This is a genomic window from Desulfosediminicola sp. (assembly GCF_048381775.1).
Taxonomy (GTDB): Bacteria; Desulfobacterota; Desulfobulbia; order Desulfobulbales; family Desulfocapsaceae; genus Desulfopila; species Desulfopila ganghwensis.
Map to the genome: position 1 here is coordinate 165123 of NZ_JBLXGE010000005.1, position 19087 is coordinate 184209.

Sequence of the window (19087 nt, forward strand, 5' to 3'; positions counted from 1 at the left end):
GCATGGCCGGGCAGCTGATTGACTCAGCGGAAGATGTGCCAGGTTGAAGGGGGCTGCCGGTTGTAAAGAAGTCGCTGCCAGACCCCATATCTTATCTGTATCCCGCTATTCCAGCGACTTGAGCAGGCTGACGTTTTTTCTGTCGGCATCACTGAGGGCGCTGGCAGTAAATGCAGCCTTCTGGCGGAAATAAAAGCCACAGGGCAACGCTCCGTCATCATAGAAGAAGCTCTGCAGATCCTGGGCCTTGAAGCTGCGGCCCTGTTTGGCGAAAACCGCGTTGCGCAACAGCCGGAGTTCACCTGTCGGTAACTGCTCGATATCTTCCGGCTCTATGGATGAACCTTCCATAATGTATGCCAGGGCTCCGCAAAACTGGTTTTCATCCCCATGCCCCGTCACCTGCCCGACAGCCTGTTCCGCCCATATACTGTTCGCAAGTTCAGTTGTGCAGCTCGTATAAAGTGGGTCAAGAACATTCTGCCGCAGCATTGATTCTTCCATAAACCAATCGTCAACAAAAGCCTCGTATCTCATGGAAGCTTCAAACAATTCATTGTTATCTTCTTCCGAACAGTTTCGGACAACTTCATTCCAGCCCTGATAGAGTTCTTCAGCCCCATTGAGGTAACGGTTGAGGTCATGATCCACTGCCGCCAGTTCCTTCAGGCAGGCGCGGCCAAAGCCCGCCTCACCCCAGAGGTTGGGACGGGATAACCGGACTCTGTTGTAATGAGCCCGCCCCCTGAGTTGCGCCTCCCGCCGTGTTTCTCCCGGCTTCGGCTCTGTCGTATATATAGCTTGCCGGGCTTCCTCGATCTGCTGATCGTAGGCTTCTTCTTTTTCAACGTTCCTCTTCAGGCTCTCCACCCGTTCAGATATCTCTCTAAAAATCTCCTGCCATTCTTGAGTTTTCTGCTGATAGAGCCGAACGCTTTCCTCGCTGCAGACAACGGCTTTCTGGGTGATCAGATAATCCAGCTCGTGATCAAGTTGGCTTTGAAATTCTTTCAGATCTGCAAGCAGCGTACGGTCTTCTCCCTCCAGTCTCTCCGCCAGTGGTATTGCCCGCGCAAGGGTCTGCCGGGCATCTGCATATTTCCCCTGATTTGCGTAGATAAATGCCAGATAGCCAAGATATCTGATAGAGACGGGAGACTCCTCTCCAAGCTTGTCATGAATATACTTGTTGAGTATCTGGATATGTGGTTCTGCCGCGGCCCACTCATTTCTGGAGATGTGGATTTTTGCCAGCCGATCACGAAGGTCGGCAGATTTATCACTCTTTTCTGATAATTCTTCAAGAAGAAGCGGGGCGTTCTGCAGATAGAGTTCCTCAGCTTCCGGCATGCGCTCATGCTCGAAAAGAAAATCGGCGAGGTGAACCTTTCGTTGTGCCACATCCAGCCTGGAAGCGCGATTGGAGTCAATAACGATTGCAAGCCCGCGACGCAGAACTTCTTCCTGTTTGCCAATGTCGCCTGCAGCGCCGTATAAACCGGAGCATGTATCGAGTAAGGGCAAAAGATTTTCTTCCCTATTCCCGGCTTGCTGCTCTCCCATCAGCATGAGCTCTTCCAGAAACGGGTTCACCTTGTGCGGCTGGGCCTGCGCCCCATAAAAGCGGACAATGGCCTCGGCAACCTGAAGAGTATCCGGATGAAGGTAGCTACTCTGCTGTGCGCACTCCTGCAACAGATCAAACCAGAGCGCTTCAGCCTCCTTGCCCCTCTCGTATGACAGGTATTTCTGAACCAACATCTCCCAGTGATATACCTCCTGGGAACTGCACAGCTTGCCTGCTGACATCCGGGCTTGTTGTATCTGCCGGGATGCTAAAACCGCCTCAGTCTCCAGGGCGAAATCGATTCCCGCCTTATCCTCCGCCTGCGCTGCTGCAGATTGCGATATCCCTATAAACAGCAACACGAGGACCAGCATCCTGACTGTCATGATTCACCCATATCTGAAAATTTGCAATGCACATGTTTTTTGTAGAATTTCAGAAAAATATAAGAGTGTGAACCCGTTGACAAGCAGAATGTTGCCTATTCGCAGACGGGTTGAAAGGGGGGGGAGGGCAAGACCCCAAAGAGTGTTTGATGGAGGGGTTGGCTGGGCAGTCAGCGTAATTTATTTTAAAGCACATTGTGCGGATAGCGATCGATATATTGATGAGATTACTCGCTGTTATTTTGAAAACCGTGGTGTTTCCCTTGGTTTCGTTTGTTCCCATTGATGAGCGATGTTTGGTCGATAGGATTTTCCTTTCCGGGATTGGGTGGCGTAGAGGCCTTGGTTCCACAATATTTACCTGTCTTGTAGTTGGTGTATTGCGTTGTTCAAGCTATCCGGGATTTGATATAATCACGAAGTAGTGTTTTCCATGCTGTTATCTTCAACAATCCTGGAGTAGGCATGAAGGATGCGGCAATACAGTTTGTCAGCCTGGCAAGCGACGCCCTGGTGGTGACATTCCTGGGGAACTGGCCTAAAGATGGCGACGTCCCGGCCACCGGTGAGAGAGTGCTGCAGGTGCGGGAAACAACTCCCTCCGGTATTTCTTATAATTCAGAGTTGCTTGAGAAATGGGACGCTTCATTGCTCGCTTTCGTTTCAGTTGCTTACGCCATTCCTGGCGTTAGACGGCGGAAGCTGCGGCATATCGGCCGGGAACTGCCTCGCAGTACCCGACCGTCGCGACGCAGCAACCGGTCTCCTCCCCCCCTGGGCCACGGCAGCCGCAGCAAACCTAATCGGCACGGTTGCCGAGACCCTGCCGGCACATTGTGCTCCGGCGACAGTGGCCAACGTCAAAGACCAGGCTACCGAACCGCATTCCAGAGTAACAACCTGGTTTATGTGGTTGCAGACAAACCTCTCTGATACCACCCACCACCTTGCGAGGAGAAGAACATGCGACGCTTATTTTTGATTTTCCCCCTTTTTTTGTTCGTGCTCTGTGTTACCTCGCCGGCCAGTTCCACTGAGAATACGGAAGAGCAGGCGCTCTCCATCCTGAAGGCGATGACAGAGTATGTCAGCGGCCAACGGGTCATTGCGCTCACCTTCGACAGTGGTATCGAGGTCATTACTCCCCAACTGGAAAAATTACAATTCAGCAACTCCGATTCATTGGACGGGATTGAACCCTGATTAAGATGGATTTCTTTTATGCAACTTGGCGCATCACTTCAATCTCCGGATTCAGATTCTCCGGCAAGCGCCATTCTGGTCAATTCATCTGAAAGGATAGGCCAAAACAACCCACAAGGAGGCCTCCATGGGAATGAAAGTAGCACATCCAGAAATGCGGAAAGCGATCACTGCTGCCAAAAAGAAGAATGATCGCGACGACGCCGAAAAAATAACTGATCTCCTGAGGGTAAAGCTCCTTTCTGAATGTTATATGTTGCCTACTGAAATCCGCGAACTACGGCGCGTTCTTCGATATTGCACTCATGTCGTTCAAACTGCGGTAAGGATGCAGAACAAAATGTCTGGATTGCTCATGGAGGTTGGGGCTGGATACAATAAAAAGCGACTGCATGGGAAAAAATATTTCCATAACCTCCTTGAGACATTTGATGATATCCCGGAATCAGTGAAAGAACTTCTGAAGTTGAGCCGCGCCGGTTACGAGATGTTTCATACGGCTCAGAAACATCTCACAAAGGCCTTACGCACCAACCCCCTGATACAGGAGCGGGTACGGCGTCTAATGACAATCCAGGGAGTCGGTGAGGTTGACCGCTCTGACCTGGGTACTTGAGATTGGTGACCCCATGAGATTTCCTTCCGTTCGCAAGGCAGTCAGCTACTGCGGACTCTGCAGCGCCCAGTGCGAATCAGCAGGTAAAGAGAAACGAGGACCAATTTCTAAGAAGCGCAACAAGCATTTGCAGACCACACTTGTTGAGGCGGCCAAAATTGCTCCGCGGTGGAACACGCAACTAGCTGCCATCCATGAACGGGAATTAAAAAAGGGAAACAGGAACAGGGCAACGCTTGCCGTTGCCAGAAAAATGGTAGCCTACATGATGGCTGTAGATAAAACTAAAGCCGACTTCTTGGTACCGGAGGAACATGCAGTAGCCTAAGAGAAAAACTTCAATTCCCTTGCTAGTTTAAAAAGATCTTCCAGCCAGTCCTTGCCGAATCGGGGACTATGCATGCTGTAGACTGGTAAGGCAACATTTGGTCTGTTTCGAGGCTGGCGGGTTGACCCTAACTCAATCTTCTGCGGAAGTCATCACAGGTACGAGAAAAGCAGATTCGTATGGACTTCAAAATGCAGCAAATGGATGTCTGGTCGCATGATCAATGTTGACCATTTGAAGAGGAAAAAAGATCGAATTACAGCAGGAAGAACGAAGAAGCCACGATGGGTATCTGAGATATCGCAAGGAACCCGCTCCAGTGAAAGAGTAAACGGTCTTCCGACGAGCTTAATTGAGGGGCCCATTCTCAGGCCGTGTACTCTTTCACTTCCGCTCCTTCCGGGAGGGGCGAGCGCAAGAAAGAAAGATTTGGACGCTATTGGTGGTTAGAGGAAACCTCCGCTTTCCTCTTGACAATACTTATCATGGATGTCCCCGATTTGTTATTTGGGAGGCTAATCCTGTTGCCGCCAGCCCCGGGCCAATGATAAAGTGAGTAAAAGGAGGGCCTAATGCACAGAGCAGATATCCAGGAGATGTTGCGCATCATTGAGGTTGAGACCCGGATGACCAGGATGCTCACTGGCCGGTCAGCCCTGCGTCCCGAGGTCATGGATGCCATGGCCAGTGTGCCTCGTCATCAATTCGTGGCCAGCGACCTGAGGCCTTATGCCTATAGCAACGGTCCCCTGCCCATCGGCAACGGCCAGACCATCTCCCAGCCCTTTATCGTCGCCTTGATGACCGATCTGCTGTGTCCCGAGCCAGATGACGTTATGCTGGAAGTTGGTGCCGGTTGCGGTTATCAGGCCGCGGTGCTCTCCCTGCTGATCCACCAACTCTACACCATCGAGATCATCCCCAGCCTGGCCAGCGATGCCGCGCAACGCCTTAAGAAACTGGGGTATCACAACGTGGAGGTACGCCAGGGGGACGGTTATCACGGCTGGCCCGAGCATGCCCCATTTGACGGTATTATTGTCACCGCCGCCGCCAGCCATATCCCCAATCCTCTGCAGGAGCAACTTCGTCCCGGCGGCAAGCTCGTTATCCCGGTAGGGCTTCCCTACCATACCCAGCAACTGATGGTTCTCAAGAAGGAAAGTGACCGGAGTTTCATCCAGAACGATATCCTGTCGGTGGCCTTTGTGCCCCTTACCGGGCTTGGTCATGACCGCGAAAACGACTCTTCTCGTAAAAAACGATAGGAGAAGAAGAGACCAGGTTTCCAGACCTCATGCACATCCATAACCAACAGTTGTGCCACCTTTTGAGCAATAACATCCACATCAACTCCCTTAGCCCGTAACCGAGTGCGACGTTCTACAACCTCAGCGCGTTTGGAAAGAATTTGAGTTACAAAATCATTGTCACCTAAGATGCGTTCATCGCTTGGAGCATGCAGCTCTGCTTCGCGTATAATCTATACCCCAGCGCAACCTACGGAGCTGCGAATCAGCCAACCACCGATAAGTTCATCTCGCCGCCCTTGATCAGCTACTTTGGCTGCAAAGGTTCGGCGGGCACTTCTGGCCTTTTTGAGATGGTTGCCGAAATAGGTCAATACTGTTTGGTTATCCTGCCAGGGCTGCTCGTAACTTCCCATTATAATCGCATGACCCGAAAAGGGATATTGGACTAACTGATCCATATCCTTAACAAGCTTTGATCGTAAAGGACTCAAATGGATATAACGGACAAGTTCCAGCAAATAGGTGTCTTCCTGGCAAAGGATGGATTTGTATCGATTCTGAAACAAATGACCGTGGCGACGATGCCGGCGGTTGAAATAAATGGCATGCCCGGTAAGCAACCGACTCATTATTGAGGAAATCGAAGAACTCCCTGTACACAGGAGTAGGTGGAGTGGTTGGGGATTAACGCCCAGGCAAAGCATCTTGTATTACTCTTAAGCAAGATTTTACCCAAGCGATCGATAAAATTATAGCGATCTTTGTTGTCTCGAAAGATTGGTCGACGCTCGATTCGTCGAACAATGATATGATGCAACGCATCAGGAAAGTCTATACGAGATTTTCTAGGCATAACGACATGCTATCCGTCATAACAAAGTTCGTCAAGTTAAGAAGTTAAGAGCGTCCCCAATCATCAGGAGAAACCACCCATAACGGTTTCACCAGAGACACGCTTCGTCAACCACCCCGGATAAAATGTAGATCTCAATTCGCCAATTCGGGGTCGGACCACGCCAATAAATTACAAATTCAGGCTTTATTTCGAGAAAATAGGTGTTTTTGAAGCTTAGAGTGTCCTTTTCATAGGCAAAAAGGGACTTTTAAGGAAAATACCAACTTTCCATGATAGGCTTTATCTCACGTTTTTTTTATAGCTATTGCCGGTGTTTCAGAACTAACTAAATTACTGTGGTAGGTTCAGTTTAATTGACCGAAGATCAAGTTCTCGAAGCATAAATATAAGGGACAGGCCAGAATAGTTGTGTTTTTAATAACATGGCGGCAATTCGAAACTCCCGCAGGGACGATGGCAAAAAAAAATTAGAACCTATTTCGTTCTTTTTAAATAATCTTATTTGTTTCAACCGAATATGTATTGATTTTAAGAAAATTTAATATATTGCTTTCGAAGCACAAGAAATTGTAAATATTTAATATTTTAACTTAATTCGAGAAAGTTTATTCATGTTTTTTACCTCGTGTAATAATGGCATCAATACGTTGCTGTATTGACTTTCGTTTAGTTTTTGTGATTACTTTAGATAATAATTTTTATTATCTTTGCCACGCGATAAAGCCAAACCTGCCGGAAGAAAGGGGCCGAAAAATACGAGGCTATATAATTGGCCGAACTGCTTTAGTAAAAGTGGTACGGTTGTTTTTCGTTAAATATAGGTGGATAGGAGGGTGACAGGTTAAATGAAAAGAAGTTTTCTTGTTGGTACATAAGGAAGTTTGGAACGAATTGTTTGGCGGCTTTATGACAGGCTAACTGGCAGTTTATGCCGAAATTATTTATGTTTTGACAATCAAGTGACAGATATGCTTGTACGGTACCTTCGACGTTTGTCTGTGGCTCATGACTTTTGAAAGGCGATTTTAATACCTGTTTTGTATCTTTTTGCCTTTTTTATTCAAAATCGATTGCTTATCACCACCAATGGAGAAAAATACAATGAAATTTCTAATAATAAAACGCTCCATATACCTAGTGGCACTGGCTCTTGCTTTCTTGATGACTGTAAGTACTGCTATGGCCAACGGAAATCAAAGATTTGCAACTATTCTCGATAAACTAGTACAAACCGACGGAGCTCAAGCCGTGGTGGCCGCCGTACTTGTTGTTGACGAAGCGGAAGTCCTGGAGTTCAGCCTAGCCGAGATTCTCGGAAATAAACGTGGAGATGTGGTTCTTTTCGCACCTGGTAACGCAGCCTTCGAGAAGCTGCTTGGCCTGGAACCGGGAACCCTGAATGGCCTGACCATAGAAGAAATCGTAGCGGCATTGCCCGGCTTGCTGCCTCCAGGTGTGGATGCAGGTACAGTAGCTGCAATCCTGCTCAAGCATGTCTCGCTGCCCAGAAGAGCGAATCTTCGGACTGCATCTGAAAATGCTCTACTGGAAAATGGGAGCGTTGTGGTTGCAGATGAGTCTGTATTTGCAGTGGGTATTGGCGCTACTGGTGTACAGATAAATTACGAAACGACGATCATTAAGGCAAATATTAAAGCTCGGAACGGTGTAATCCATTACATCGACACAGTTATTGTCGATGATTTACTCTAAATTCAAAATCGCCGGTCAGAGGCAACAGATTCGATCATCTTAGAGAGATCTTTCGTGGATAATTATGTCGATACCCGGCTACGAGTCGTGGTGGAGATATAGAAGGTTAGCAATCTGTTATCGAGCGATTAAATAGGGTCGTTCTGACCCTATTTAATCGCTCGCATTGTGAGGAGGTGGGGACGCCCTGAACTTATTAACTTAAAGTCAATAAGTACCCATTAATTTTTGCTATTCCTTCACCTCTGGCAACAGACTTACTTACTGCAACAGTAGAAATTCCCAGTCGTCGCCCAATTGAAGCCATGCTCTCTCCCAATTCTCGTACCGCCCAAAAACAGAGCAAGCTGCGGGCTGTTACCAACCTTTTATACTTCCCAGGTTGCCAGACCTCATGCACATCCATAGCCAACAGTTGTGCCACCTTTTGTGCAATAACATCCACATCAACCCCCTGGGCCTGTATATTTATTGGGGGCAGACCACGTTTTCATCACAATGAAAGGTAGATTCATATTCAAAGTGCACCACAAGGACCTAAGGTAGGACACAGGCGGGTTTCTGGTATATTGAGAAGCACCACCAACTCAATCCCAGAAGGAGCCCTCCTATGTCCTACACACATCTTACTGAAAACGAACGCTATGTCATCAGTCATTTGCAGATGGCTGGTTGTAGTTTACGTGAAATTGGTCGTCGGCTTCACCGACACCACACAACAATAAGTCGAGAGATTCAAAGGCTGAAAGTTGCATACCCTCACACTGTTTATTGGTACAGCATCGGCCAAGCCCTGGCTCTACACAACCGGAAAAAAGCCAGGCATTATCGACGGTTCACCCGCTATAGACTTGTGCAGTATGTTGTCACCAGGCTACAAAAACAATGGTCTCCTGAGGCAATTTCTCAACGAATTCGCATTGATTACCATGACGATCAGCAGATGCGTATCAGTCACGAGTCTATCTATCGCTGGATCTACCTGGAGGCCAACTCAGGTGGACAACTCCACCGTAACCTGAGAAGAGGACGAAAAAAACGGCGTAGGCAAAAACGGTATGGATCCGGCCGACGCTTTTCTGACCGGAAATGCATTACCCAAAGGCCACCAATCGTAGAAAGCCGTCAGCGCCTAGGCGACTGGGAAGGCGATACAATGGAAGGGCAAAAAAGCAGTGGGCTTATCGTCACGCTAGTTGAGCGTAAAAGTCGGTACTTAGTGGCAACGAAATTACAAGATAAACAGGCAGCTAGGTTAGCGAAGCAAACCACAAATGCATTGAGCCATATTCCCCGCAAAGCACGTAAGACGTTAACTGTTGATAACGGGACAGAGTTTGCCCAGTATAAGCTGCTGGAGAAAAATGCTTGTCTCGATGTGTATTTTGCCAAGCCACATGCACCTTGGCAACGTGGTGCTAATGAAAACACCAATGGGCTATTGCGGCAGTATTTTCCTAAAGGATCTGACTTCCGAAGCATTACTGAAGTTGAAATAGCAAAAGCCGTAAAGAGAATAAATCATCGGCCACGTAAATGTCTCAATTACCAGACTCCATATGAAGTGTTCTGGAAAGAGGTGCGTGGTGCACTTGCAATTTGAATTCACCTTCTTAAGCTGGTGCCGTTTTGCGTCTAGCGGCTGCTCCAGAGTTTATAAAAGAGAATGTGGAGCTTTTGGGTTGCTAAAGATGAAGCGAAAAGGACAAAGGGCAACTATCTGATAAAATACTATTAGTTTGGAACTGGCGATTCTGGCAGATAGTGCTGTACTATCTGCCAGAAGTCATATCGATAGGTTAGGTAATTTCAAGCTGTTGTGGAGAACGGGGTGAAAGATAGTAAGCTGCAGTCAATTTTTAACTGACCAAGCACCTGTAAATACGGATCTTTTTCAACCATTATTCTATTGATTTTTTCACATATTTTTATCAATATAGACAACATCCCTTAAGTACTGATGTCGCCAAAGGCGAGCATAAAGTCAAGATCGTATTCCTATTTTTGAAGGGTGTATATAAAACTGTTGTGCTGGACTCAGGACAGAGCGAAAATGACTTTTTTGATGGCCGCGGTGAGACACCATATTATTCTGTTGAGTTTTATGCTTTCCATATTTAGCTCAGTATTAGTTCCGGTGCTTAAAAAAAATAATGCGGGAAATTTTTCATCCTGGCCCCCTTGGGAGAGCTTAAAATCTTTTAAAGGGTAGTTAAAGGATGGTTAAAGACAGATTAAAAAAATTTGCATTATTAATAGCAATTCCACCGCCCCTAACACTACGCAATATATTGGTATTTTGTTGTTGAGCATACCATGAATGTAGTGTATAAGCGGAAATAGTGAGAGCCTGATCGGAAACGCAAAAAGCCGATCATCAGGTGGCACTGATAACCGGCTCTTTTAATCGGTTCATTCTGAGTCAAAATGAACGGTATAGACTCCTTTCTTAGACTATAGAATGGGCCTTCAGTCAAGAGGGAAATTAAGGCAACTAATCAGCCTGATTTTCTTCTTGGCATCAATATTAATGAAGGAGCATCTATGACGCACCTCGTTGTAAAGGCTTGTGATCTCGTCCATGCCTATATTCTAACCCTGCCAAAAGTGTTGATGTGGTATTTCGAGTTCAAAACTGAACGGTTTAAAATTGTTTCTTATGCCAAGGTAGCATAAGAAACAACGACAGACCCGCCTGGGCGACTGCGGCAACCCAGACGGGTCTACACCGAAGTAATAATTCCGGGTTCAGACCACAGTATTTACAAACAGATCCAGACTAACACTGTCCGCTGGAAAGCCTTAGAAGGAACCTGGCCAGGCATAATCGCCAACCTCTTCGAAGCCCTCATGACAGCAGCCGAACAATACCTCATCCCCTGCTTCACCTGGCAGGAAACCAAAGAACTCAAACTCAAATCCTGCCAAAGCATCCAAGCCCGCGAACAAGTCCCAACCACTTTCGGCCAATAACCTCATCCAGATCCGAAAATCCTCCCCCCTGCAACACTTTCTCAACTTACCTGCGACATTACAGGTAATTGCGTGCAAAAGTTACCCAAAGGTTGCCCTGTACACACCTCAAACAAAAACAGCCCTCCAGCGAAATCGCTAAGCGGCTGTTATATCTGCTACGCCAGACAGGATTCGATCCTGCGACCTACGGATTAGAAGTCCGTTCATCAACTTATAGCAAATGTTAAAGAAACTAATTGCACATCTTTAACCATGGCTTAACCTATATTTTGTTAAGTATACATCTGGAATTCCACAACAGTATCCACGCGAACGCCACATAATTTCATGAACACTTTTGGAGATACACCCATGACAACCTACGGCTTTCTAGGAATCGGCATTATGGGAAAAGCAATGGTCGAGAATTTACTCAAGGCCCGCTTTTCAGTGAATGTATGGAACAGGACAGGTTCGAGGTGCGCACCGCTTGTCGGTCAGGGTGCAGTGCAGTATCAGACACCCGCAGAAGTGGTTGCTACCTCTGATATCACCTTTGCCATGGTGTCGGATCCGGCAGCGGCAGAAGCGCTCTGTTTTGACGCAGGAGGAGTATTGGCAGGTATCACTGCCGGTAAATCGTATGTAGATGTATCTACAGTCGATCCGGAGACTTCAGCCAAAATTGCCAAGGCAATACAGGATAAAGGCGGACGTTTTCTCGAAGCACCCGTCTCCGGCAGTAAAAAGCCAGCCGAAGACGGCACCCTGGTTTTCTTATGTTCCGGCGATAAAGCCCTTTTTGACGATGCCCAGCCGGCGCTTGATGTCATGGGTAAAAAATCATTTTATTTCGATCAAATCGGCCAGGGCGCGCAGATGAAGCTGGTGATCAACATGATCATGGGTTCGATGATGACCGCCTTTGGTGAAGGTTTGGCTCTGGGTGATAAGGTTGGGCTTGAAATGGGCGACATTATCGATGTGCTGGCCCAGGGAGCTATCAACAATCCGATGTTTCAGTTGAAAGGTCCCCAGATGGCCAATGGCAACTTCAGTCCGGCCTTTCCGCTGAAACATATGCAAAAAGATATGCGTTTGGCGCTGCTGCTTGGTGACGAGCATGACCAACCACTGTTTACCGCCAGTGCCGCTAACAGCATCTATATAAAAGCCAGGCAGGAAGGGTATGCTGAGGATGACTTCTCTGCATCTTTTAAGGTAATCAAGAAAGATTGACAACAATTGGGAACAGAACTGTGCCTAAGAAGAAGCCTTCGGCGGTAACAACCGGAATTTTATCACCACGGTCATGTTAGGGTATTGCCTTTTCACCAAGCAAATAGGCAAAGCACCAGCAGAAAATTACGCGGAGCAATGTGGCTGATATCGTAGTCTCACTTCGTTCACACACCTGAGGTCATTACCCTCTTTCAATAAAAAAGAGCTAGACCGGTGCGTGAGCGAAGCAGGACTATGCAAAAAAGAACATAATCCACCCTCTTTTAGGCTACCAGCTCTTCCTGCTCCTTGTCGGGCAGATCAGCAGCAGCCGGGTCTGGTCCCGCTGCTTCCTGCTCAAGCAGCTGATCTAATAGACGTGCTATCTCATTCACAGCTTCACCGGTGGCGGTTGTCGCCACGGGAGCGAGCCTTCTCAGGCTGGCAAGGTCGCCATCTTCACCCATTTTTTCCATAGTTCGCATGATTTGAAAGAGAGGCTCAGCCCCCAAATTCATTGCTGCTCCCTTCATTTTGTGTGCCTGCTTGCTGATCTGGCCAGCATCTCCCTCTTCCATTACTACTTTAAATTCGTCCAATTGTTTTGGGAGTTCCCGTAAAGATTCACGCAATACCAGTTGAATGAGTTCCTGGTCATCCATCAATCGGGTAAACAGTTCCTCATGATTTATAATCAATGGTTCTTTTCTCGAAACTGTCGAATGGATGGTTTGCGCCTGCTGTTCAACCGGGGTCGATACCATTTCCGGAAAGGCTGTTTCAAGCTCGTGTTCGAGTTCCCCTGCATCCAACGGCTTAACCAGATAGCCATTCATGCCTGCCGCGATACATCGTTCCCTGTCTCCCTGCATCGCATGAGCGGTCAAGGCAATTATGGGTATTTCACAGTTGAGCACACCATGGGTGCCGTTGCGGATAATTCTGGTGGTTTCGAAACCATCCAGTTCCGGCATGGATAAATCCATCAGCACCAGATCATATGTTTTTGCCGCCTGCATCTCAAGGGCCTGCTTACCGTTCATTGCAACTTCAACATGCCGATAACCGATTTTATTCAGGATACCAACGGTCACCTGAACATTGATATTGTTATCTTCAACCAGAAGGATTCGGTCCAATCTGCAGCCACCTTTTTTCCCACCCATGTTTACCGCCTCTGGAGCATCCGCTACCGGCCCCTGCTCCTTCCCATTCAGCACCCTCACAACACGTTTCAGGTCTGCCTGCTTAACAGGATTGAACATTTTCCCTGAAATTTGGTCATCCAGCTCCCTCTCAACCGATTTCACGGAATCTATGAGAAATATAGAGTCTAATTCCTTTGCACCATTTTTCCCAAAAACCTCCGCCAGCGAGAACTTTTCAGCAAAATAGAACTCCGCCTCGATAAAAAGAACTACGGGAGTTTCCCGATCAGATGCCGCCTTCAATGATGAACCAGACCCGGGGACATATCGCTCAATTTCGGCACCATGGCCCGAAAAATATCCCGCCAGCATCGAATACAGTGAATCATTTGCCACACCGACCACAATACGATGTCCATTCAGGCTGTAAACCGCAGCCTTTTGTACCTCTGACTGCTGCGCCTTCAGTTTCAGCATAAAACTGAATTCACTGCCTTTACCAACCTCACTTTTAACGCTGATATTTCCGCCGAGCAACTCCACCAGCTGCTTTGAAATTGCCAGACCAAGCCCGGTGCCACCATACTTACGGGTATACGATCCATCCAATTGGGCAAAACTCTCAAAAAGCTTCTCCTGCTGTGCTTCGGCAATGCCGATACCGGTATCCCTGACCAGAAAGCTGATGACGGCATCATCACCAATCCGGCTCACCATCTCAACTACCACCGCCACTTCTCCCCGCTCGGTAAACTTGATGGCATTTCCGGCCAGGTTGAGCAGAATCTGCTGGAGTCGGTCTTTGTCAGAGATGACCGTAACAGGCACATTGGGGTTTACCTCGAAGATTAATTCGAGATTTTTTTGTTCTGCATCAATCCGCAACAGATCTATGCAGCTATCAGCCAGCGCACGGGGGTCAAACTCTCTTTTTTGCAAATCAAGTTTACCTGCCTCGATCTTGGAATAGTCAAGGATGTCATTGATAACCCGCAGCAAAGAGTTGCCACTCGCCTCAATGGTTTCTACAAATACGTTTTGCCTGGCATCGAGATGAGTGTCTTTCAGCAAAGTGGTCATACCGATCACGCCATTCATAGGCGTACGTATTTCGTGGCTCATGTTAGCCAGAAACTGACTCTTGGCCCTGCTGGCAAGTTCCGCCTCTTCGCGCGCGCGAACAAGCTCGGTGATATCAGACATGATGCCAACGATCCCCATGACCTCACCGGTCGGCCCTGTGAGAGCAGCTTTGGAAAACGTTACGTCCCGAAGCTCTCCGTCCCCGCGCATGATATGGCGCTGATAGCTCTGGGTTCCGCCTTTCGCATACAGATCCCGGTCCATAGCTCTTGTGTACGCCTCATAACCCGTGGTGTTAATATCAGCCGCTGTTTTGCCGATAATGGCCTCTCTGGACTTCCCCATAAACTCTTCAAAGGCCAGGTTGCAGCCGACGTATCTCCCGTTGAGATCTTTATAGAATAGCGGATTGGGAATGGTCTCCATAACCGTCATCAGCAGATCCCATTGCTCACGCAGCTTTTCCCTGGCCTGTTCAGCCTGATCCTTTGCCGACTGCAGTTCATCGGTACGATCCCGCACCAGATCAGCCAGGTGCAGTTGGTGCCGGTCAAGCTCTACACGGCTGCTTAACAGTCTTCTCGACATATTATTGAACGACTTTCCGATGTTGCAGATTTCGTCATTGCCCAGCAGGGGGACAGTTTTACCAAGATCACCGTCTGCCACCCGCCGAATACCTTCGCCCAGATATTCTAAAGGCCTGATAATTGAATTGAACAAGAACAGGTTCAAAAGCAGGATAACTCCGCCCAGCCCCAATAGAAACAGCCCTCCGAAGATAAACATCAGGCGAAAATTTTCACTCTTGATATCGGTGAGATCGTAGTAGATAGCAAGGTAACCAGCCCGTTCACCAATCACATCTATCGCACCGAGAAAACCCGCCATATGCTGATCATCTACATCATATTCCATAAAGGCGGTAGTGCTGCCTGACGCCAGACGACTCAACTCAGCCGGAGGACCTTGATTTTTACCTGTGCAATATTGCACCGCCCCTTCACCGAGATAAATACAGACATTATCTATCTCCTCGACCGTTTTACTGATCTCCTGAATAGTCAGCACCATTATCAGGTGCTGATCTGAGAAGAAGGCATTGGCAAAATCGTCTTTTCGCTGTTGATATATAGTCTCCAGCAATACTTGAACTCGCCCGATCTGATCTTTTGTTCTTCTCACCTCAAGCGGATAGACAAAAGCCAGGAAGACCAATGCAATAGCCAGCATAGTCGAGATCATTGCCAGGTTGATCTTAAGTGGCAACCTCAGTGAAATTGTCAGTTTCCTCATATCCTCACATGCAATAAAAGAATCCAGTCCCCGGGAACAACTTATTCCAGTTCTCCCGGCACAACATAAGGCTCTACGACATCCAAAAACTGAATTTCGCCATTTCTATAGGTGGCGATTATAATCTTCTTCCCCTTGGGATTTCCCTGTTCATCAAAAGACCATGTTCCAGTGGCCCCTTCAAAATCCTGCATGGTTGCCAGGGCGTCACGTATCTTGGCAGGATCAGCCTCACCCGCCTTCTCAATTGCCGTAGCCAACATATTTACAGAGTCATAAGCAAGAGGAGCGGTAAAACTCTTCAACTCGTTGCCGGTGGTTTCTTTGTACAACTTTTTAAAATCACTATTGACCCGATACGGTACGTCGGGGTGCCAGTGAAGGGTCTGATAGCTGCCTTCCACCGCATCGGCAATGAGCCTTTCGAGCATTTCCCAACCATCACCACCCAGAAAGATAGCTTTAACCCCCTGTTTTCGAGCCTGCTTCATAAACAGTGCAGTATCCCTGGTGTAGCCGGGTATATACACAGCGTCAGGTTGCAATTCTAATATTTCGCTGATGATCTCGGAAAAATCTGTGGCTAAGCCACGATAGGAGGCATCGTAAAGGACCTCGCCGCCTTGATTTAAAAATGCGTAGAGAAAAAAATCGGCCAGTTTAGTGCAATACACCTCATCTACATTTCTAAGAATCACCACTGATTCCAGACCAAGATTGCTGGTCGCAAAGCGCGCCATGGCTTCTCCCTGCATGGCATCCATAAAACAGGCCCGAAACACATAATCCCGGCCAAGGGTAACTTCAGGATGTGTGGAGCCAGGGCTGATCATAGGTATACCGGCTTTCTGCAAGGTCGGAGCCATGGCAAGAGAGTGCGAACTCCAATGGGCACCGATCACTGCAACTGCCCCGAGTTCGACAGCCTTCAGTGCGGCCTTTTTCGAACCTATAGGTGTTGAAGCGTTATCAAGCAGCAGCAACTCAAGCCGCTTTCCCAACACGCCACCTCGCTGATTGATCTGATCGACCGTCATTTTGGTGACTTCTATAAGCAAGGTATTATGAACCGCGGCAAAACCGGTACGTGAAAAAATAGCGGCAACAGGGATAGTCTGATCGGTCTGAGCTGGGGTCTCTGCGATGTTGGCCGCTGCGGCAAAATGCGACCACTGCGGCGCAACAGTGTAGAACAACACACACACCAACACCCATGCGTTTCGGCGTAGCATCTACCCTCCTCCGACTCATTCGACTGTCGTAACGTTTATTTCGAAATCCCCCTTCTGTCTCACCGGGATACAAATCACCGGGATCAGGGAGAATGACGTAACGAAAGAACTGCAGATGATTGTAAAGGGTAGCGGTGAAAATAGAAATGAAAAAAATCGGATGTGAAACTTAAAATATCAATGATATTTTGCAGAAATACGACAAACAGGCAGAAACCTTCCCTGGTCAGGAAGGTCTGAATTTGACTTTAGTGCATGAGAGAGATCGCCCGAAACGAGCACAAAAAACACCGCAGCGCTGCAATCCATCTCTTACCTGAGATTGCCTGATGACACGTAGCACGGTCAGGTGGCAACCTGCTCCTGCAATCTTGTAATAAGTCCCTCTTTTTCCTTTAACAACGCATGGATCTCTGTTGCAGCCTCAAGATTATCCTGTGCGACCTGAATGGCCTCTTCTTTCACCTGCTCTGCATATTCGATTTTCTGAATCGACGACTGGACAACCTTATCCATCCTTTCATCAAACTCATTTTGCAACGCTTCCAGATCCGTTGTCTTTTCTTTAAGTTGAGCACAGGCATACTTACAAGTTAACTGCTCATCTCATCGTAGCTCCCTCGAAGCGTGGTAACTTCTTCAAGGTTATTTTTCAAATCACCCCGACTCCTTTTTATCAGAGTCAGAAGGACAACAGCAACCAGCAGAAAAAAACTGCCAACCCCCAAGCGACAACTGCTCCCATAATTATCAGCTGTTCTTGATTATAAGTGTGCGGATCAACAGTGCAGCGGATCAACCGCCGCGCAGACAAGCAACAGACCCACGGGCATCCGAACTTCATTACCGTGCACTACAAGCCTGTCATTTAGACAGATCATCTGCAATGATGATTACATTTTTTCAGGTAGATCCAGGGTGGCCAGCCGAAGTGCCGCAGGTGATAAAATAAAAATGCTTTGCCTCAAAGCAGGCTGCAAATTATACTACCCGCCGTAATGGTTTTGAATGAAACAGCACTTTAGACAATTATCCCCAAGAGATATAGAGGATCACATGAACATCATCATTTCCGGCTCCATGGCCTATGACCGGATCATGGCCTTTCCGGAGTACTTTGCCGACCACATTCTTCCAGATAAAATCCACATGCTCAATGTCTGCTTCCAGGTCGATGGGGTAACAGAGCATTTCGGCGGCACAGCCGGAAATATTGCCTACGCCCTGAGACTTATGGGCACGCAGGCCCATGTCTCCGCTACCATTGGCCATGATTACCATCGTTATTTCAAATGGCTGGAAGAAAACCGCATCCCTGCAGGTGGTATTAAGGTGATCGACGAGGAGTTCACCGCTGGTGCGTATATTACCACCGACAAGGCGGATAATCAGATTACCGGATTCAACCCGGGCGCTATGAAACATTCTTCAGATCTGGACTTTGACGCGCTCGATAGTGAAAACACCATTGTCATCGCTTCACCCGGCAATCTGGAAGATATGATCAATTACCCGCGTGCCTGTAAGGAACGCGGTATTCGCTGCATCTTTGACCCAGGCCAGGCATTGCCTGTACTCCAGGCCGAGGACCTGATCGAAGCCATCACCGATGCTTTTCTGCTCATCGTCAACGATTATGAATTTGACATGATCAAGAATAAGACCAACAAAACCCGTGAGGAGTTGCTGGCCCTCCCCCAGGCTACCATCATCACTTTCGGAGAGCACGGCTCCCAACTGCTTGTAAACGGAACAGAAACTGCTATCGCAGCAGCCACTCCCGCACAGGTTGTCGACCCCACCGGCTGTGGAGACGCTTTCCGCGGTGCGTTGCTGTTCGGGCTTGCCAAAGGGCTTGACCTTGCAGAAAGTGCCAGACTTGGTTCCATTTGCGCTTCTTTTGCAGTGGAAAAGCACGGAACCCAGGTATACAGTTTTACCGAAGAAGAGTTTGCCCTAAGAGAGCAAACCTTCTAACCTGAATATTTCATGAAATGTTTGAGTCAATGGCATTTTACTAAGTTGTATCGGCTACTTGGAACTAACAGCACCTCTATTTTCAGGGTACAGTTTGTACCCGTGATCAGAGTCTGACGTTTCACCCTTCGGGCGTGTCTGACAGACTCATGTGCGGCGTTATCAAGGGCTTGCGGTAAATTGCTACAGCTTCACCCTTGATGCCTTGCACATGAATCCGCCAGACCCGTGAAATATCCGGGCTAACAGGGGC

Annotated in this window: 17 protein-coding genes; 10 read left to right on the forward strand and 7 right to left on the reverse strand. The window is 47.9% G+C overall.

What is annotated here, in order from left to right; translation table 11 throughout:
* Positions 1-105: 105 nt before the first annotated feature.
* Positions 106-1953 carry a tetratricopeptide repeat protein gene (locus tag ACN5NT_RS10070; RefSeq protein ID WP_419175337.1) on the reverse strand — a complete coding sequence of 616 codons (1848 nt, stop codon included), beginning with the start codon at positions 1951-1953 and terminating at the stop codon, positions 106-108.
* Between the two features lie 465 nt (positions 1954-2418).
* Between ACN5NT_RS10070 and ACN5NT_RS10075 the strand changes: the two genes are divergently transcribed.
* The 5 genes from ACN5NT_RS10075 to ACN5NT_RS10095 all read left to right on the forward strand — a co-directional run bounded on the left by ACN5NT_RS10075 (position 2419) and on the right by ACN5NT_RS10095 (position 5368).
* Positions 2419-2886, forward strand: a complete 468-nt coding sequence (locus ACN5NT_RS10075; protein WP_419175338.1) for a hypothetical protein — start codon at positions 2419-2421, stop codon at positions 2884-2886.
* Positions 2887-2916: 30 nt separating this feature from the next.
* A complete protein-coding gene (locus ACN5NT_RS10080; protein ID WP_419175339.1) occupies positions 2917-3156 on the forward strand; it encodes a hypothetical protein in 240 nt (79 codons plus the stop codon).
* Between the two features lie 127 nt (positions 3157-3283).
* On the forward strand, positions 3284-3772 hold the full coding sequence (locus tag ACN5NT_RS10085) for an IS110 family transposase (RefSeq protein WP_419175340.1): 489 nt from the start codon (positions 3284-3286) through the stop codon (positions 3770-3772).
* Positions 3773-3785: 13 nt separating this feature from the next.
* Entirely contained in the window at positions 3786-4100 is a 315-nt protein-coding gene (locus ACN5NT_RS10090; RefSeq protein WP_419175341.1) for a transposase, read from the forward strand.
* A 572-nt stretch (positions 4101-4672) separates the two neighbouring features.
* Positions 4673-5368, forward strand: a complete 696-nt coding sequence (locus ACN5NT_RS10095) for a protein-L-isoaspartate(D-aspartate) O-methyltransferase (RefSeq protein ID WP_419175342.1) — start codon at positions 4673-4675, stop codon at positions 5366-5368.
* 215 nt (positions 5369-5583) lie between these two features.
* Here ACN5NT_RS10095 and ACN5NT_RS10100 read toward each other — a convergent pair whose 3' ends face one another.
* The gene (locus tag ACN5NT_RS10100; protein ID WP_419175343.1) at positions 5584-5982 is read right to left on the reverse strand and encodes a transposase; all 399 of its coding nucleotides are present in this window, start codon (positions 5980-5982) and stop codon (positions 5584-5586) included.
* Positions 5983-7310: 1328 nt separating this feature from the next.
* Between ACN5NT_RS10100 and ACN5NT_RS10105 the strand changes: the two genes are divergently transcribed.
* Positions 7311-7922 (forward strand): fasciclin domain-containing protein, encoded by a 612-nt coding sequence (locus ACN5NT_RS10105; RefSeq protein ID WP_419175344.1) that lies wholly within the window; start codon positions 7311-7313, stop codon positions 7920-7922.
* A gap of 196 nt (positions 7923-8118) precedes the next feature.
* Here the strand turns inward: ACN5NT_RS10105 and ACN5NT_RS10110 are convergent, their stop codons facing one another.
* The gene (locus tag ACN5NT_RS10110; protein ID WP_167495851.1) at positions 8119-8367 is read right to left on the reverse strand and encodes a hypothetical protein; all 249 of its coding nucleotides are present in this window, start codon (positions 8365-8367) and stop codon (positions 8119-8121) included.
* A 165-nt stretch (positions 8368-8532) separates the two neighbouring features.
* Between ACN5NT_RS10110 and ACN5NT_RS10115 the strand changes: the two genes are divergently transcribed.
* Both ACN5NT_RS10115 and ACN5NT_RS10120 read left to right on the forward strand, forming a co-directional pair.
* Entirely contained in the window at positions 8533-9525 is a 993-nt protein-coding gene (locus ACN5NT_RS10115; RefSeq protein WP_419175345.1) for an IS30 family transposase, read from the forward strand.
* A gap of 941 nt (positions 9526-10466) precedes the next feature.
* Positions 10467-10598 carry a hypothetical protein gene (locus ACN5NT_RS10120; RefSeq protein ID WP_419175346.1) on the forward strand — a complete coding sequence of 44 codons (132 nt, stop codon included), beginning with the start codon at positions 10467-10469 and terminating at the stop codon, positions 10596-10598.
* Between the two features lie 126 nt (positions 10599-10724).
* On the opposite strand, the gene ACN5NT_RS10125 is transcribed toward ACN5NT_RS10120, so the two are convergent.
* Positions 10725-10901 (reverse strand): hypothetical protein, encoded by a 177-nt coding sequence (locus ACN5NT_RS10125; RefSeq protein WP_419175347.1) that lies wholly within the window; start codon positions 10899-10901, stop codon positions 10725-10727.
* A gap of 348 nt (positions 10902-11249) precedes the next feature.
* On the opposite strand from ACN5NT_RS10125, the gene ACN5NT_RS10130 reads away from it, so the two are divergent.
* A complete protein-coding gene (locus ACN5NT_RS10130; protein ID WP_419175348.1) occupies positions 11250-12116 on the forward strand; it encodes an NAD(P)-dependent oxidoreductase in 867 nt (288 codons plus the stop codon).
* Positions 12117-12382: 266 nt separating this feature from the next.
* Here the strand turns inward: ACN5NT_RS10130 and ACN5NT_RS10135 are convergent, their stop codons facing one another.
* The 3 genes from ACN5NT_RS10135 to ACN5NT_RS10145 form a co-directional block, all read right to left on the reverse strand.
* Positions 12383-15625 carry an ATP-binding protein gene (locus tag ACN5NT_RS10135; RefSeq protein ID WP_419175349.1) on the reverse strand — a complete coding sequence of 1081 codons (3243 nt, stop codon included), beginning with the start codon at positions 15623-15625 and terminating at the stop codon, positions 12383-12385.
* Positions 15626-15666: 41 nt separating this feature from the next.
* Complete coding sequence (locus ACN5NT_RS10140) at positions 15667-16857, reverse strand: ABC transporter substrate-binding protein (RefSeq protein ID WP_419175350.1); 1191 nt, start codon at positions 16855-16857, stop codon at positions 15667-15669.
* 345 nt (positions 16858-17202) lie between these two features.
* The gene (locus ACN5NT_RS10145; RefSeq protein ID WP_419175351.1) at positions 17203-17373 is read right to left on the reverse strand and encodes a hypothetical protein; all 171 of its coding nucleotides are present in this window, start codon (positions 17371-17373) and stop codon (positions 17203-17205) included.
* A gap of 540 nt (positions 17374-17913) precedes the next feature.
* Between ACN5NT_RS10145 and ACN5NT_RS10150 the strand changes: the two genes are divergently transcribed.
* Positions 17914-18834 (forward strand): carbohydrate kinase family protein, encoded by a 921-nt coding sequence (locus tag ACN5NT_RS10150; protein WP_419175352.1) that lies wholly within the window; start codon positions 17914-17916, stop codon positions 18832-18834.
* Positions 18835-19087 lie beyond the last annotated feature (253 nt).